Here is a 16,930-nt window from a genome sequence, read left to right as displayed (position 1 = left end):
CCGGTAAGAGCGGTGAAAGGCGTTGCCAGTGCGCGTCAGTGAGTAATGTGCGGTCTTTTTGCATCTTCAAAGCTACTTTAATTGTTCACGCGTCCTAGTGCTGCTCGCCATCGATGGCCTGCTGTACTATACCATCCGCCTCAACCCCAAAATTGAGCCTGGGCTTCGAATCGACACCGTGTGGTGTGTGCGCAACGGCGTGCTCGATGCGATAACGGCCGCGCTTTTCTACTGGAACTGGGTGGCCCTGTTTCCCCGCACCCTGTCGCGCAATCGGGTGGGCACCTACCTCGTGGCGGCGGTGGGGGCATCGGCGGCGTTCTCCCTGCTGCGCATCAGCGCCTCCAATTTGGTGTATTGGGTGTTCGCTTCGAAAAGCCCTGGGCTGGGGGCCTATACCTGGCCGCTGTTCGTGGGACTGTTGGTGGGTGGGCTGGTCACGATGCTGGCCAGCTCCGGCATACGCATGGCCGTTGACTACCTCAAGGGCCAGCGCAACCGGAGCGAACGGGAGCGCCAGCACTTGCTCACGGAGCTGGGCATGCTCAAAACCCAAATCAACCCGCACTTCCTCTTCAACACGCTCAACAACATCTACTCGCTCACCAGCCGGAAATCAGACCGCGCCCCGGAAGCTGTGCTGCAGCTGGCCGAAAGCATGCGCTACCTCCTCTACGAAAGCAGCGCCGACACCGTGCCGCTCGGTCAGGAGCTGGCCCACCTGCGCAGCTTCCTGGACCTGCAGCGCCTGCGCCTGCCCACTGCCGAAGCCCAGACCGCCATCGTCATGGACGCCCACGGGCCCATCGACGCTGCGTTTCCGGTGGCGCCGCTGCTGCTGCTGCCCCTGGTCGAAAACGCATTCAAGCACGGCGACCTGGCCGCCCGCCCCGAAGCCATTCGCATTGAGCTGGAAATAAGCGAAACCGAGCTGCATTTCTCCGTGCACAACTACGTGGCCCAGGCCGCCGACCTGCCGCACCAGCCCGGCGGCCTGGGCCTGCACAACCTGCGCCGCCGCCTGGAGCTGCTCTACCCCAACCGCCACGAGCTGCACGTGCGCACCCTCCCCGGCGAGTACGCCGTGGAGTTGGTGATGTTCAGCAGTGAGCAGTGAGCAGTATGCTGAGCGCAGTCGAAGCATCTCTACCGCGTAAGTAATCTGATTTAGTATTGCGGTAGAGATGCTTCGGCAGGCTCAGCATGACGTTCTGTTTTTTTCAGTATTCCACACCCCTGTTTCCTCATGCAACGCTTGACCTGCGCCATTCTCGACGACGAACCCCTGGCGGGAGAGCTGCTGGCTGACTACTGCGCGCAAGTACCCTTTCTGGAGCTGCGGGGCCAGTTTCATGATGCGCTGGCGGGCCTGGCATTTCTGCAGGACCATCCCGTGGACGTCGTGTTTATGGACATTCACATGCCGCGCCTCACCGGCATCCAACTCGTGCAGCTGCTGCCCGCGCCCGCGCCGCGCATCATCTTCACCACCGCCTACGACCAGTACGCCGTGCAGAGCTATAGCCTGAACGCGGCCGACTACCTGCTCAAACCCATTGCGTTTGACCGGTTTTTGCAGGCCGTGGCCAAAGTGCGGCAGGCGCTGCCCGCTCCCACCACTCTGGCAGCCGCCGTACCCGTTGCCGCTCCCGAAGCATCAATAGCGCCCCCCATAGCCGCGCCCGCCGATGCTATGTTCGTCAAGAACGAGCACCGGCTGCAGCGCGTGGCATTTGATGACATTCTTTACATCGAAGGCATGAAGGAATACCTGCTGCTGCACACCGCCAGCGCCGGCAAAATCCTTACCCTCCAGTCCTTCCGCCGCGTGGAGGAGGTGCTGCCGCCCGAGCGGTTTGCCCGCGTCCACAAGTCCTTCCTCGTGGCCCTGAGCCGAATTGAGCACGTGGAGCGCGGCAAGGTGCAGGTGGCGGGCCGCCTGCTGCCCGTGGGCGACACGTACCGCGAGTCGTTTGGTGAGCTGATTCGAGCGCACAACCAACTGTAGCTTGGGTAAGAAGAAGGCAAACGGGCCGTCATGCTGAGCGCAATCAAAGCATCTCTACCGCGCAAGTAAATAATTACTACTGCGGTAGAGATTCTTCGACAAGCTCAGCATGACGGCCTGCCATCTCCCTTTACAGTCTACTTCGCGGCTAACTTACTGGCAATCTCAGCCGTGAACTTGCCTTGGTAGCGGGCGCCTTCCAGCTCGTTTTCGCTGGGCTGGCGCTCGCCTTTGCCGCCAGCCACGGTGCTGGCGCCGTAGGGCGTGCCGCCGCTCACTTCTTCGTGGCCCATCTGGCCCTGCCAGGCGTAGGGCAGGCCCACAATCACGAAGCCGTGGTGCAGCAGCTCGGTGTGGAACGCCCGGATAGTGGTTTCCTGGCCGCCGTGCTGGGTGGCGGTGCTCACGAAGGCACCGCCCACTTTGCCAACCAAGGCGCCTTTGGCCCACAAGCCGCCGGTGCTGTCCATGTAGGCCTGCATCTGGCCGCAGAGGTTGCCATAGCGCGTAGGCGTGCCGAAGATGATGGCGTCGTACTCCACCAGCTCATCGGGGGTAGCTACGGGCAGATGCGCGAAAGCCTTTTGGGCTTCGGTGGCACCGATTTGGTCCAGTAATCCCTTGGGCAGGGTTTCGGGCACGCGCTTCACAACTACCTCGTTGCCGGCTACTTCGCGGGCGCCTTCGGCGATGGCTTCGGCCAGCTTCCAGACGTGGCCATAGGTGGAATAAAACAACACTAAAGTCTTCATGAGTAAGGAAAAGGAGGTGAAAAAATCGGATTGTCCGGCCCAGCCAACTGGCCTGATTCCATACGAAAACAGCCAGCAAAAGGGCAGAACAAGCCGCATTAACAATGTACATACATTGATACTGATAATTTTCGTAATAGGTTGCTGTCGGCCCGTCTTTTATCTTCGGGGCCCGGCTGACATCTCCCTACTGCTCAGAGTGTGATTGGCGTTTTTAAAAAGTTGTTGCAACCATTCGGCCTTGTGGTGCATCCCCATGCTGCGGGCCACTTCCAGGCCCGGCTGTGTGCGCTTTTCTCGTCTTTCCAACCTGCAGAAAATGACCTTCTCTACCAGTTTCCCCGCCGGCTCGGGTTCCCGGCTTTCGGCATGAGTCCCGCTACGTGGTTTGCCTTCGGCGCCGACGATGCGCTGCCCGACCAGCCGCCCACGGCCCCGCGCCTCACGGCCAGCCGCAGCGCGGCCCTGACCAGCCCGCCCACCGAAGCCGAGCTGATTGACGGTTGCCTGCGCGGCCGCCAGCTGGCCCAGAAGCTGCTCTATGAGAAGTACGCCGGCAAAATGATGGCCGTGTGTATGCGCTACGCCCAGACCACTTTTGAGGCCGAAGACGTACTGCAGGAAGGCTTCCTCACGGTGTTCCGCACCCTGGCCAACTTCCGCCGCGAATGCCCGCTGGAATTCTGGATTCGCCGTATTATGGTGAACGCCGCCCTGCGCCAGCACCGCCGCAATGCCTCTCTGGTGGCAGTGAGCGACGGCGACTACCCCGAAACCCTGGCCAGTGAAGAATTTACCCTCAGCAACTACAATTTCCAGGAGCTGTTGGAGATGGTGCAGGAGCTCGCGCCACGCTACCGCATGGTCTTCAACCTTTACGCCATCGAAGGCTATACCCACAAAGAAATCGGAGAATTATTAGGCGTCACCGAGGGCACGAGCAAGTCGCAATACTCCCGGGCCCGGGTAATCTTACAAACTAAACTGGAACGCCTCGGCACTCCAACCCGCCATGTCAGCTAATCCTATCGACAAAAATTCTACGCCAAAACCCACCGGCAGCTTAGAGGACTTATTCCGCCACCACCTGGGGGAAGAAGCCGCGGTGCCGCCGCGCCCCATGCTCTGGGACCACATCGACAACTCGCTGCTCCTGCGCCAGAACGAAACTTACCGCCGCCGCCTCGCCGCCACGCGCTGGGTAGCCGCGGCCAGCTTGGTGCTGGCCACGCTGGCCGGCACCGGCTGGTGGGCCCAAAGTGGTTCCGGCCTGGTGGGCACAGAAGTAGCCACGCGCACCGCCGCCCCCGGCCCAGCCAGCAACGACCCAGCCCGCTCGGGCTCTGCTTCCGTGGCAGTAGCTGAGGAGGGTGGTGCCGGCAGCGCCGGGGCGTCCCATTCTGCCTACGGCGATGCAAACGCCACGCAGGCGGCCGGAGCCCGCAATGCCTCGGGAATAGCGTCGACTTCAGCGCAAACAGGTGGTGCGGCCCGGCCGCAAACCGGCTTCGGCGCGGCCTCGGTTCGCGCTGGTTTGGAAGATGGCCCCGTGGTCAGCAGCGCTACTTCGAATGACGTGGCCAGCGCAGGCACCGCTGTTGGCAACCCGGTGGGCAGCACCGCTAGCCAAGAAACCGCTGGAAACAATCTGGCCACTGTGGCTACTGCGGCAGTTCCTGCTTCGGGCAACCAGAAGCAAAGATTGAGCGGCACCGAAACCCCTGTTGGTGCAGCCGCTGGTACCGCCGCAGCCTACATGGCTACTGCCGCTGCCCCCCGTATTTTTGGTGATGCACCGGCCGCCAGCTCGGCCGCCGTAGCAGCTTCTTTCGTGCCAGCCGGTTCTGCTGCACTGCCGGGACAGGTGGGCCTGCTCGCGCCCGCCTCCACTTCCCTCGCGCTCACTGCTCCCGCCGCCCTGCCTAACGGCCTCGCTGCCCTTTCCCTGCCCGCCGAAACCGCACCGGCAGTGGCCGCTGCTGACCACAAGTGGCAATACGGTGCCAGCTACACCGCCGGAACCTTCAACCCCAACATCAACTTTTCCCGCGAGGGGCTGGGCGCTGATTACGCCTACAACCCCGCCTTGGGCGCCGACTCCCCGGCCCTGACCGAAGCGGCTGCTACCGAGTACCGCAACAACCTGCGCCCCGGCCTTAGCCAGCGCATTGCGCTGGTAGCCAAGCGCCACCTCACCGGCAACTGGTTTCTGAACACCGGCGCCGAGTTTGCGCAGGCCACCGCCACATCGTCTTCCACGTCCGCATTTGTCGGCGAGCAGCTGCTCGACCTTGGCCAGTTCAGCACCGGGGCCATGCGCACCACCAGTTTCCGCTACCGCACGGCCGGCATTCCGGTGAGCCTGAGCTACAGCAACGCCGAAAAACGCGGCTGGAGCGTCTATGGGCGCCTCGGTGGCGTAGTAAGTGCCTTGCTGGGCGTGCGCAGCGAAGTAGAAGGCAGCCCCGAAGCCACCCGGACTTACTCGCTGGCCTCGGCGGGCACGCCGTATCGCCGGGTGCTGGGCAGCATTCGCGGCGCCGCCGGCGCCCAGTACCGTTCAGAACTGGGCGGCTGGGCCTTCGCCCTGGCCCCCATGGCAGAACTTGGCCTCGTGCCCCTGAACGCGAACCCCGCGCAAAGCTATTTTGCCCAAAGCCGCCCTTACACCTTCGGCCTGGAAGCCAGCGTGGAGTTCGGCCACTAACAGCCCAAAATCATCTTAAGAACAGCGCCCCTCCTTAAAAAAGGTGGGGCGTTGTCGTTCTATTACATAGGCCTAATTCACTTTCGACGAAACCCAAGATACTGGTTTGGGGTTAAGTTAGACTGACCTTTTCGGCCTACCTTTCGCGTTGCATGGAGTACCAACTGACCTCTGAATTTAAGCCGACCGGCGACCAGCCCACGGCCATTGCCAAGCTCGTGGAGGGCGTGAACAACGGCGAGCATGCCCAGGTGCTGCTCGGAGCCACCGGCACCGGCAAAACCTTCACCATGGCCAACGTCATCGCCCAAACGGGCAAGCCGGCGCTGGTGCTGTGCCACAACAAAACCCTGGCCGCGCAGCTCTACGGCGAGTTCAAGGCATTTTTCCCGAACAACGCCGTCGAGTACTACATCAGCTACTACGACTACTACCAGCCGGAAGCGTACATCGCCAGTACCGACGTGTTCATCGAGAAGGACCTGGCCATCAACCAGGAAATCGAGAAGCTGCGGCTGCACACCACGTCCACCCTGCTCAGCGGGCGGCGCGACATCATTGTCATCGCCTCGGTGTCGTGCATTTATGGCATCGGCAACCCCGAGGAATTCGCTAAAAACGTCATTTTCCTGAAGCCGGGCATGCGCTACACGCGCAACAACCTGCTGTACCAGTTTGTGCAGATTCTGTACTCGCGCACCGAGGTGGAGTTCACGCGCGGCACGTTTCGGGTTAAGGGCGACACCGTGGACGTGTTTCCGGCCTACGCCGACCACGCCTTCCGCATCTACTTTTTTGGGGATGAAATCGAGTCGGTGCACAAGATTGACCCGGTGAGCGGCAAGAAGCTGAGCGACGAAGCCAACGGCGTGGCGCTGTACCCCGCCAACCTGTTCGTGACCGGCAAGGAAACCCTGAATTCGGCCATCAAGCAGATTCAGGATGACATGGTGCTGCAGCACGCCTACTTCGAGAAGGAAGGCCGCGACTCCGAAGCCAAGCGCATCATGGAGCGCACCGAGTTCGATTTGGAGATGATTCGGGAGCTGGGCTACTGCTCGGGCATCGAGAACTACTCGCGCTACTTTGATGGGCGCACGCCGGGCTCGCGGCCGTTCTGCCTGCTCGACTATTTCCCCCAAGACTACCTATTAGTAGTGGACGAAAGCCACGCCACCATGCCCCAAATCCGGGCCATGTGGGGCGGCGACCGCAGCCGCAAAACCGCCCTGATTGAGTATGGCTTTCGCCTGCCCTCGGCCCTGGACAACCGGCCGCTGACATTCAACGAGTTCGAAAGCATGTACCGGCAGGCGGTGTTCGTATCGGCTACGCCGTCGGACTACGAGCTGGCCCAGGCCGACGGCGTAGTGGTGGAGCAGATTATCCGTCCCACGGGCCTGCTCGACCCCGAAATCGACATTCGGCCCAGCATCAACCAGATTGACGACTTGCTGGACGAGGTGGACAACCGCGTGAAAATGGGCGACCGGGTGCTGGTGACTACCCTCACCAAGCGCATGGCCGAGGAGCTGAGCAAGTACATGGACCGCCTGGGCATCAAGGTGGAGTACGTGCACTCCGACGTAAAAACGCTGGACCGCGTAGAAATTCTGCGCAAGCTGCGTCTGGGCGAAATCGACGTGCTGATTGGGGTGAACCTGCTGCGCGAAGGACTAGACCTGCCCGAAGTGAGCCTGGTGGCCATTCTCGACGCCGACAAGGAAGGCTTTCTGCGCGACCAGCGCAGCCTGATTCAGACCATGGGCCGCGCTGCGCGGAATGACCGCGGCAAAGTGATTATGTACGCCGACCGCATGACTGGCTCCATGCAGCGGGCCATTGATGAGACCAACCGGCGCCGCGCTACCCAGGCCGCCTACAACGAAGAACACGGCATCACGCCGCGCACGGTGCGCAAGAGCCACGCCGAAATTCTGGGCCAGACCTCGCTTTCCGACTACCGCGTGCTCGACAACCAAGCCTATGCCGGGCCCGATTCCGACGGCGCCGCCCTGGCGCTGGCTGCCGAGCCCGTGGTGGCCATGATGAATCGCACAGAGCTGGAAAAGCTCATCAAAACCACCGAAAAGCAGATGGAAGCCGCGGCTAAAGAACTCGACTTCCTGCAAGCCGCCAAGCTGCGCGACGAGCTGGCCGCGCTCAAAACCATGCTCAAAGGGAAACGGGAGTAGCCGGTTGGCATGGAATTCGGTGGAGGGTTGGGAACGCTGCGTAGTGGGGCGTTCCCAACCCTTTTTTCTGCTTTTGACCTCATGAAACAGTTGCTACTTTCTGCCATCCTATTGTCTTGCCGGGTGGCCGCGGCCCAGTCGGTTCCCATGCTGCTGCCCCTTCCCGAAATCAGCCTGCAGCCTACCGTGAGCACCACTACTATTGAAAGTACTGCGGGGGTGCGCTACCAATACCAGTTGATACGCCCTGGATTTGAATGTATCTGGCTCGCGCCCGCATGGCGGGGACAGATTAAACTGGAGCCCCATCGTCGTAGACTTTTCAATTCCAACTTTGATGGCGAACTGGAAGGCTTGCTAATGAAAACCATCAACGAGCTTTCCGCCGATGGATGGGAATTTGTTGAAATTCGCACGGAGTCAAAATCCACCGGGGCCACGCAAAAAATCGAAAAAGACTCGCAGTCCACCGACCCTACTAACCCCGTCTACCGAGCAACCACGTCTTTCTCCACTTCTTCGGAGACGCGCTACCTTTTCCGCAAAGCCTTGGTAAATTAAGGAGCCCAGGCAACCACACGTTCCGTTCTGGCATCCATTCATTCACACCTTTATTCTGCTTTTACCATGAAGACCTTTTTTATTACTGCAACCGTGGCCGCAGTTTCGTTCGCCTCTTGCACCGCGCAGGCCCAGGTGAAACAGCCGCGCCAGCTGGGCAGCTTCCAGCAGGTCAGCTCCAGCGGCGGCATCGACGTCGTCCTGACCCAGGGCCCCACCAGCTCGGTGGTAGTAGAGGCCGCCGCCGAAGTCCAGGAACACCTGCTAACCACCGTAAAGGGCAACACCCTGGAAATTGGCTGGGAGCGCAACTACTCCGTTCGCAACCTGCTAAGCAGCAAGCGCAAGACCGTAGTGTACATCACCTGCCCCAAGCTCACCGGCCTCTCCCTGAGCGGTGGGGCCGATGCCAAAAGCGAATCAAGCTTCTCGGCCGATGACTTCCGGATTAACACCAGCGGCGGCAGCGATGTTAAGTTGTCCCTCAATGTCAAAACGCTCACCGTCCAGGCCTCGGGCGGCAGCGATGTGGAGCTGGCGGGCAGCGCAGAGCGCCAGAAAATAGACGTAAGCGGCGGCTCCGACTACGATGGCTTCAATCTGAAAAGCACTTCCGCCACCGTAAATGCCAGCGGTGGCTCCGACGTCAACGTTTACGTCGATGAGGAGATTTCCACCAGTGCGTCCGGTGGCAGCGACATTCGCTACAAAGGCAATGCCCGCCTGGCCAAGTCCAGTAGTGGCGGCAGCAGCGTGCGCCGCGTCCAATAAATTCTTAGCGGTTAGTTATTAGTGGTTAGCGGTTAATGATGAGTGGTTAGTGGTGAATAAGAACGATTAGCCACTGACCGTTATTCATTAACCGATGACCACTAACAGCTAACCACTAAAATCACGGTTGTTTATACAGCACGCCGCCCTTCATTACTAGGCGCACTTGGCGCACGGCGGTCTCGTCCTGGGTGGGGTCGCCGGTCACGGCCACCAGGTCGGCCAGCAGGCCGGGGCGGACGCTGCCGCGGTCGGCCAGGTGGAAAATCTGGGCGTTACCGCTCGTGGCCTGGCGCAACACCTGCAGCGGCGTGAGGCCAAAGTCCTGCACCAGCTGCTCCATCTCGCGGGCGTTGTCGCCGTGGGTAAACACGCCCACATCGCCGCCCATGGCCAGGGTCACGCCGGCTTTCAGCGCCGCCTGCATGCTTGTGTGTTTTTGCTTAATGCGCGGTGGCTGGGGGTCCTGGCCTTTTTTCCAGCCGCGGTACTGCGCAATGGCGTCGCCGGCGGCCACCGTGGGGCACAGGGCCACGCCGCGTTGTTTCATCAGCTTAAATATTTCGGCGTTGCCATCGTCGCCGTGCTCAATGGTTTCGACACCGGCCAGCGTAGCCCGCCGCATGCCTTCCACCGTCGAGGCGTGTGCCACCACGCCCCGGCCCGCCGAGCGGGCCGTCTGCACAATGAGCGTCAGCTCTTCCTGCGAGAAAGTGGGCTGAGCCGTGCCGTTAGGCCCCCAACGGTAATCAGCGTACACCTTAATAAGGTCGGCGCCCTTCCCGATTTGCTCCCGCACGGCGCGCACGATGCCATCCACGCCGTCGGCCTCCTGGGCGCCCTGGGGCACGTCAATGTCGGTGGCCAGTTTGGGGCCGTAGCTGCCCGTGGCTACCAGCGCCAGCGTGGCCACCAGCAGGCGCGGCCCGGGAATAATGCCTTGGTCAATGGCCTGCTTCAGGCCCACGTCGGCGTAGCCGGCGCCCTCGCTGCCCAGGTCGCGGGCCGTGGTGAAGCCCGCCAGCAGCGTGCGCTGCGCGTGCACCGTACCCCGAGCCACCCGTAGCGCGTGCGATTCCAGCAGCACCTGGTCGTTCCAGGGTGTTTCGTTGTAGGGGTGCAGCAGCAGGTGCGCATGGCCCTCAATCAGGCCCGGCATAAGGGTAAGGCCGGGGAGCTCCATGGTGCGCCCGCCCGCGGGCAAGGTCACTTGGGCGGCCGGACCTGCAGCCGTTATTTTATCGTTTTCCACCAGCACGGCCCATCCCTGGTGCAGGTCGCGGCCGTCGAACACGGCGGCGGGCCGCAGCAGCACCGGCACGGCGGCTACGGGCGCGGCCGGGGCAGACTGCCCCCGTGCGCCTGCGGCGCCGCCCAGCAGCAAGCCCACCCAAACCAACTGGCTGCGCCATTGATACCGGCCCGGTGTAAGAAGCTGTCGCAAGCTGAAATTTCGCATAAAGTGGGGCGCCTGCTACTTGATTTTGCTCATCAGACCAACGAAGCTACTTTGCCCGCGCCGCTTGCCAGCGTAGCCAGGAAGTTGGGAGCATCATTTCTGCAAGGCAAGGCAATGGTTCCCGCCTTCACCCGACCCGCCGGGCAGGTAGCCGGTGCCGGTTCTGGTTTCAATTCATTTCTCACCTGGCCTCTATCTAAATCGTTTCCTTCGCCAGAATAGCAGTAAAAATGCTGCCTTCGAAACGTAGCACCTGCCGCTCCAGCCACCAGCTAGGCTGCCGAAACCACCCGGCTTTGGAGCGCTGCAACCACGATTTTAACCACCCGAAAACACCTGTTCAACACCCTATTATGGAGTTTGAACGAACTGATAGTACTCCGGCAGCCTGGCTAAATCTAGTTTGTATTCTCAACCCGTATGGTTATCGAATAAGGGATTCACTACCAATTGGTATGTGATGCCTGCGCTGGCACTTCCCTTAACCTTCCGCCATTCTGCAAACAGGTTTTTTCCCGCCGCCATGACTCCATCCGCCAAGCTCACCTGCCTCCTCGTCGACGACAACGAAATGAACCGGCTGACCCTGGAGCACCTCATCGGGCTCACGCCCGAGCTGGAGTTGGTGGCCTCGTTCAGCAACGCCGTCGATTGCCTGGCCTTCTTTCGCCAAGGCGGAAAAGTCGACATTGCGTTTCTGGATATTGAAATGCCCCTGCTCTCGGGCCTCGACCTGGTCCGCATCCTGCCCACGCCCCAACCCGACATTGTGCTGGTTACTTCCCACCGCGGCTTTGCCCTCGACGCCTTCGACCTGCGCGTTACCGATTACATCGTGAAGCCCGTGGAATTCCCCCGCCTGTTGCAGGCCGTGCAGCGCGTGCTGGCCAACCGCGCGGCCACCCTCCTCCCCGAGCCCAGCCCGTCCCCCATCCCTCCCCCCCGCGACCAGTACCTGTTCGTGAAAGTGAATAAGAAGATTGTGCGCGTCAACTACGCCGAGTTACTCTACATCGAAGCCCTGTCTGACTATTCCGTGCTTGTGCTCGACAAGCAGAAGCTCATTGTCTACAGCACCCTCAAGGTGTTGGAATCACGGCTGCCCACGGCCCAGTTTGCCCGCGTGCACCGCTCCTACATTGTTAATACCAAGCGCATTGACGCCGTAGAAGACCACATGCTGGGCTTTGGCAAGCACGAAGTCCCCGTGAGCAAGTCTTACCAGGAAGGGTTCTACCGCCGCCTGCGTGGCGTGTAGCGCCAGCGCGGCCGGCCCCTCATTCTGCTACGGGCAATTCGCCGGGCAGTAGGGCCAGCACCCGGTTCACCAGCGCCACCAGCTGGGCTACCATGGCCGGCCGTTCAGCAGTGGCAAGGCCCATTTGCGGGGCCTTTTCCAGAATGGCCATGGGGCCTGTGGCATCGGCCACGCTCAGCGCCAGCAAGTTGGGCTTGATGTGGTGGGTAAGCTCCGCCACCTTCGGCCAGTTTTGCGCCATCGCGGCTTCTTGCATTTGCACCAGACTGCCGGGTGTGTTCGCCAAGAAAGAGCGGATAATTCTGGCCACAAAATCTTCACGGCCGTGCGCCATGGCGCGCAGCTTGGTCAGGTCGTAGGGCAATGCGGCGCGGCGAATGCGGCGCAGGGCTTCCATTTTGTGGTAGAGCTCTTGTTCATCGTAGGGCTTGGCCAAGCAGTCGTCCATGCCCGCTGCGCGGTACCGCTCGTTGTCTTCCCGAAACGCATTCGCTGTGAGGGCCAGAATGGGCACCTGGGCGCGCCGGGGGTCGGGCAGCTGGCGCACGGCCCGCGTCACCTCCACCCCGCTCAGTCCCGGCATCTGAATGTCCATCAGCACCACATCGTAGGCGTTTTCCTTTAGCATTCGCAGGCCTTGCTCCCCGTCCACGGCCTCTTCGAGAATCACGCCCCAGTCCTCCAACATGAAGCGGGCTACCTCGCGGTTTATTTCATTGTCTTCCACCAGCAGCACCACCAGGCCCGTCAGCGCCCCGGTGTTGAACGTCCCCAGTGGCGCGGCCGCCTCCACGGGCACTTCGGCCTTGGGCAGGGTTAGGGAGAAGGCAAACGTGCTACCCTCCCCCGGCGCGCTGCGCAACGTGAGCGCCCCGCCCAGTTGCTCCACCAGCGCCCGGCTAATGCTCAGCCCCAGCCCGGTACCGCCAAACTGCCGGGTCGTATCAGCATACGCCTGAGTAAAGTCCTCGAAGATGCGCGCCTGCTTGTTGGGCTCGATGCCAATGCCCGTATCGGTCACACTAAATTCCACCGTGATGTGTGTGGAGCTGGCCGAAAGCTGCCGGCCCACCACCGTAACCCCGCCGCGCGAGGTGAACTTGATGGCATTGGCTACCAGGTTGATAAGGATTTGGTTGAGGCGGTACGGGTCGCTCACCACCCACGGGTAGTCGCAGTCGTCGCGCAGCAGCGCGTAGCCAAAAGACAGCCCCTTCTCCTGGGCCTGCAAGGCCAGCGGCTGCACAGCCTGCGTCATGGACTCGCGCAGGTTGAAATTCACCTGCTCAAAATCCAGCTTTCCGGAGGTGATTTTAGCCATATCCAGCACGTCGTTTATAACGCTGACCAGGTGCTGGCCCGAGGTGCGAATCATGCGGAGAAATTCCTTTTGGCGCGGGTCGAGCAGCGTTTTACCCAGTTGGCTGGCCATGCCCAGAATGCCGTTCAGAGGCGTGCGAATTTCGTGGCTCATGTTGGCCAGAAAGTTTTCCTTGGCCATCGCCGCCGATTCGGCCGCCTCCTTGGCGCGCTTCATTTCCCGTTCGGCCGCAATGCGCTCCGTAATGTCGTGCGAGTGCGAAATAACGTAGGGTTCCTGGCCGGGCTCGCTCACCATCAGGTTGCGGTACAGCAGGTAGCGCAGTTCCTGGCTGCCGCGGGGCCGCACCCGCTGCACCCCCGCGTCTTCGTGCGCAGCACTGATATGGCCCAGGTAGGTAGCAAAGGCGGCACGGTCTTCCGTTGTCATCACATCGGCCACGTTGCTGCCCACAATGGCGGCCACCGGCATATTCAGGAGTTCGGCCAGGGCCGGATTGGCCGTCAGCACAGTCCCGTCGAGGGCATGGGTACAGATGAAGGCCTGCGCGTAAGTCATCAGGTCCCGGTACTGTTTCTCACTGCGCTCCAACGTCTGCTGGGCTTGCTTAACGGCCGTTATATCTGTGCTCACGCCCAGCACATGCACGCTGCCATCGGGCCGGAGCAAGGGCCGTTTCACCGTCTGAAACACCCGCACCGAGCCATCGCGCTGCGTCAGCGTCTCCTCCACCGTCAGTTCGCAGCCACTGCGTAGCACCTGTAAATCGTGCTCGGCCAGCTTGGCCAATTCTTTGGCTTCCACGCTATCCGGCGCCAGTGCCTCACCGGTCAGATGGTGAGTTGCCTCCCGAATGGCCTGCATGGCGTGGTTTTCAAAGATAATCTCCTGCTCCGCGTTGCGCACGTAAATCACGCTCGGGCTGGCATCCAGTATGCTCTGCGTAAACTCCTGCTGCTCCCGCAACTCGCGCCGCGCTATTTCCTGCGCCGTAATATCCAGCCCGTAGCCGATAACCAGCCCCACGGCCTCCCCACCCTCGGGCACGGGCTGCAGGCGGCGCATCACGTAGCGTAGCTCGTCGGCACTGCCAATCGCCTCCACCCACTCGTGGCGCTGGCGGCCCTCCAACACGGTTGTGAGTTGGGCCTGCCGCTTTTCCACCGCGGTGGCGGGGTGGCCGCGGCGGGCACCGTATTCGGCATTGGTGCGGCCCAACATCCACTGCCGTAGTTCAGCGTCGGGCACGGCCGTGGGGTTCGCAAAGCAGTAGCGGTACTCCGGGTCCACCACAAACACTTCAGCAGGCAATTCGTGCAGAATGGTTTCGTAAAAGCGCTGCTGCTTTAGCAGCTGCTGCTCGGCCTGTACCCGCGCAGTGGTTTCAACCACGTACAGGTTCACGTAGCCCCCGGCAGCAACCGGTGCCCCCTGCACACCAAACCATCGCCCTTCAAGCTGCCCCTCTTCGTAGAGCGCAGTGCCCGAGGCCATTGCTCGGGCCGCCAAGTCCCGCAACCGCCGCTGCCCGTCCACCCACGCCGCGCGCGAAAGTCCCTGGCCCAGTACCTGAGCCGCTTCATTAGCATATTGTTGCCGCCCCAAAGCTGCTATTTGCAGCATTGGATTCGGATTTTGATGCGTAATGCCAGCAATGGCCGCCACTCGGTTCTGCTGCTGCTCGCTCACATCGCGCAGGCACAGCATCCGGCGCGGTTGCTCAGGCCCCACCTGCTCATCCACCACCACGTCACACGCCAACACGCGCCCATCGCGCAGCACTATCAGTTCGTCATTAGTGCCCAATGCACTGTCTAATTGCTGGCCTGCGGCATACGTCAAAGCAGTGTCCCACTCCAGTCGTTGGCCCTGCACATATGCCCGCAGTTCATCCCCCTCACGCCCAAACCAAGCGGCCGGCTCATCGGGCAGCCCATACAGACTGAAGAAGCGCCGGTTGAGCACCACAATGCTCCCGCTCGCATCAAGCATCACCACCCCCTCCGGCAACAAGCTGGTCAGCAGAACCAGTGGCTCTCGCCCCAAGTCCGTGTCGAGCGCATCACGCAAAGCGCAGAACAACTCAGCATTTCGTTGCTGATGTTGGGCCAGGGCCTCGTCAGAATCAAGAGGAACCGAAGGCAGAAGGGTAGAGGGCATAATCAGAGGCACCCAACAATATCCGGCAGAGAAGCGGTCAGAAACCCATAACTGGCTAAACGCTTCCTTACGCTACCCCAAAGGCAGCATTTCCTTGCCAAATGCGAAACAGTATCTGGAATATGTCGGCATTTATCCCTTCGGCTTACCCCAGCGACTATTGCGGTGGGAAATTATGCAGTTCATCGGTGAATTATAGTCATTAACCGAGTGATGCAAATGGCAAGACCCTTCCCATTTCTAAATTTGCATCATTCAAATACAAAATTTAAATGATGCTTACCATGCGTCTTTGCGCTGCCCTCATCGCGATACTTTCGCTGCTCACCTTCAGCAATACCAGTGCTCAAGAGCTTCTCGCTAGCAACACCACCTTCCCAACAGCTCGCACCAGCGCCAAGGCCCCCGGCACACCAAAAAAGGAATCAGCCGAAAAAATCGTTCTGTCCGGCACCATCACCAACCCTGCCGGTGTATTGCCAGGCGCTGTGGTCATTTTAACCAGCACCAAGCAAATGGCCGTCACGAACGCCGACGGCGAATTTCAATTCGTAGTACCCGCCAACGCCGGCCCCTTGCTCGCCCGAGTAACCTACGCAGGCTACGCCGATGAAGACATGACCCTAAACGCCTCTGTAGCAGAGTCAACCGTAACGTTGGCCAATGCCCAGGTTATCGTAGTAGCCCGCAAGCAGCGCCTCAAAGCATACCGGAAGACCGCCCAAAAAGAAGTTAGGCGCAGCCTCAAGCAAGTACATAAAAAGTAGCCCCACCTAGAAAAAACCTATTACCATGTATTGAGCCTCTTGCACAGCCCAAACAGAAAGGCCCGTTCCATTTGGAACGGGCCTTTCTGTTTGGGCTGTGCAAGAGAAGGAAGATAATAATAAAGCAGGGGTGTCTCGAACGAGAACTACAATGAATAGTCACCCCACTTGTTGACCTACCGCTATCAGTTCGCTACAATCCCCTACTCTACGCCAAGACTCCTCCACTATATCATAGAAGCACCTACGTCTTTAAGCTATTCATGTGCACGGCCCGTTTGCCACACAACAAACCAGCACCCATGGCCACACAGCTTAACAAAATGCAGCCTGCTGGCTTCAACCAAAAAACATCCCGGATAAACTGGCAATCGCACCATAGGCCAAGCCTTTCCCTCCCCAGCCCCAAAAAAGCACCCCGCTCACCCAAGCCGCAAAGCCCTATGCGTTGCTGGAATCAGCCAAACCAGTCGGCTACTCCAACAAAATGAGTATGTCTCAGTCGACGCTAGCCACACAATTACCAGCCCTGGTAATAGCCATCAAAGCGCATCAAACTTTTTTCAATACCCTTACAGCATCTTACTCTGACAGATACGCACTTTTACCAGCCACTTGAATGGTATTCCAACGAAAATAATTACACCCAGCTTTTGATTCATAAAAACTTCACGTATCTTTGCACTCCCAATCGCAATAAGGGTCTCAACAGGAGGCCAATAGTTGAATGGGTTGAACGAAAAGACAACGCCACATTGTTACCCATCCGACTCTTAGAAAAGAGGGAAAGGTAATAGAGCGGCGAGAATCACGAATTCACAAAGCAGTTTTTCTATTGCGCAAGTAATAGCAGCGTTGGCCTAACAGGGGCTGGCACACGTTCTTTGAATGATTGGAAAAGACAAATAGTAAGGGCTTTTTGCAGCGATGCAGGGAGCAGAAATTACAAGCGTAACACGAATACTTGAACT

At 60.1% G+C, this 16,930-nt stretch carries 12 protein-coding genes; 9 read left to right on the top strand and 3 right to left on the bottom strand.

Annotation, left to right across the window (positions count from 1 at the left end; all coding sequences use genetic code 11):
- Positions 1-97: 97 nt before the first annotated feature.
- Entirely contained in the window at positions 98-1,117 is a 1,020-nt protein-coding gene (locus BEN47_RS16205) for a sensor histidine kinase (RefSeq protein ID WP_070729716.1), read from the top strand.
- A 129-nt stretch (positions 1,118-1,246) separates the two neighbouring features.
- Positions 1,247-2,008 carry a LytR/AlgR family response regulator transcription factor gene (locus BEN47_RS16200; protein ID WP_070729714.1) on the top strand — a complete coding sequence of 254 codons (762 nt, stop codon included), beginning with the start codon at positions 1,247-1,249 and terminating at the stop codon, positions 2,006-2,008.
- Positions 2,009-2,145: 137 nt separating this feature from the next.
- Here BEN47_RS16200 and wrbA read toward each other — a convergent pair whose 3' ends face one another.
- Positions 2,146-2,760 carry an NAD(P)H:quinone oxidoreductase gene (wrbA, locus tag BEN47_RS16195; protein WP_070729711.1) on the bottom strand — a complete coding sequence of 205 codons (615 nt, stop codon included), beginning with the start codon at positions 2,758-2,760 and terminating at the stop codon, positions 2,146-2,148.
- A gap of 369 nt (positions 2,761-3,129) precedes the next feature.
- Here wrbA and BEN47_RS16190 point away from each other — a divergent pair, with 369 nt between their 5' ends.
- From BEN47_RS16190 to BEN47_RS16170, 5 genes are all read left to right on the top strand, one after another.
- Positions 3,130-3,783 (top strand): RNA polymerase sigma factor, encoded by a 654-nt coding sequence (locus BEN47_RS16190; RefSeq protein WP_083322498.1) that lies wholly within the window; start codon positions 3,130-3,132, stop codon positions 3,781-3,783.
- Positions 3,773-5,467 (top strand): hypothetical protein, encoded by a 1,695-nt coding sequence (locus BEN47_RS16185; protein ID WP_070729709.1) that lies wholly within the window; start codon positions 3,773-3,775, stop codon positions 5,465-5,467. The genes BEN47_RS16190 and BEN47_RS16185 overlap by 11 nt, the downstream gene beginning before the upstream one ends.
- A gap of 152 nt (positions 5,468-5,619) precedes the next feature.
- A complete protein-coding gene (uvrB, locus tag BEN47_RS16180; protein ID WP_070729707.1) occupies positions 5,620-7,662 on the top strand; it encodes an excinuclease ABC subunit UvrB in 2,043 nt (680 codons plus the stop codon).
- Positions 7,663-7,743: 81 nt separating this feature from the next.
- Complete coding sequence (locus tag BEN47_RS16175) at positions 7,744-8,223, top strand: hypothetical protein (protein WP_125921727.1); 480 nt, start codon at positions 7,744-7,746, stop codon at positions 8,221-8,223.
- Between the two features lie 66 nt (positions 8,224-8,289).
- A complete protein-coding gene (locus BEN47_RS16170) occupies positions 8,290-8,994 on the top strand; it encodes a head GIN domain-containing protein (protein ID WP_070729702.1) in 705 nt (234 codons plus the stop codon).
- Between the two features lie 121 nt (positions 8,995-9,115).
- Here BEN47_RS16170 and BEN47_RS16165 read toward each other — a convergent pair whose 3' ends face one another.
- On the bottom strand, positions 9,116-10,315 hold the full coding sequence (locus BEN47_RS16165) for a metal-dependent hydrolase family protein (protein ID WP_070729718.1): 1,200 nt from the start codon (positions 10,313-10,315) through the stop codon (positions 9,116-9,118).
- A gap of 661 nt (positions 10,316-10,976) precedes the next feature.
- On the opposite strand from BEN47_RS16165, the gene BEN47_RS16160 reads away from it, so the two are divergent.
- On the top strand, positions 10,977-11,711 hold the full coding sequence (locus BEN47_RS16160) for a LytR/AlgR family response regulator transcription factor (protein ID WP_070729700.1): 735 nt from the start codon (positions 10,977-10,979) through the stop codon (positions 11,709-11,711).
- 19 nt (positions 11,712-11,730) lie between these two features.
- Here BEN47_RS16160 and BEN47_RS16155 read toward each other — a convergent pair whose 3' ends face one another.
- Positions 11,731-15,192 carry a PAS domain-containing protein gene (locus BEN47_RS16155; protein WP_083322495.1) on the bottom strand — a complete coding sequence of 1,154 codons (3,462 nt, stop codon included), beginning with the start codon at positions 15,190-15,192 and terminating at the stop codon, positions 11,731-11,733.
- Between the two features lie 272 nt (positions 15,193-15,464).
- Between BEN47_RS16155 and BEN47_RS16145 the strand changes: the two genes are divergently transcribed.
- A complete protein-coding gene (locus BEN47_RS16145) occupies positions 15,465-15,959 on the top strand; it encodes a carboxypeptidase regulatory-like domain-containing protein (RefSeq protein WP_070729695.1) in 495 nt (164 codons plus the stop codon).
- Positions 15,960-16,930: the final 971 nt, after the last annotated feature.

The sequence above is a fragment of the Hymenobacter lapidarius genome, assembly GCF_001816145.1.
Taxonomy (GTDB): Bacteria; Bacteroidota; Bacteroidia; order Cytophagales; family Hymenobacteraceae; genus Hymenobacter; species Hymenobacter lapidarius.
Note: the sequence above shows the minus strand (reverse complement) of the source record. Positions and strands in the feature narration are given on the sequence as shown.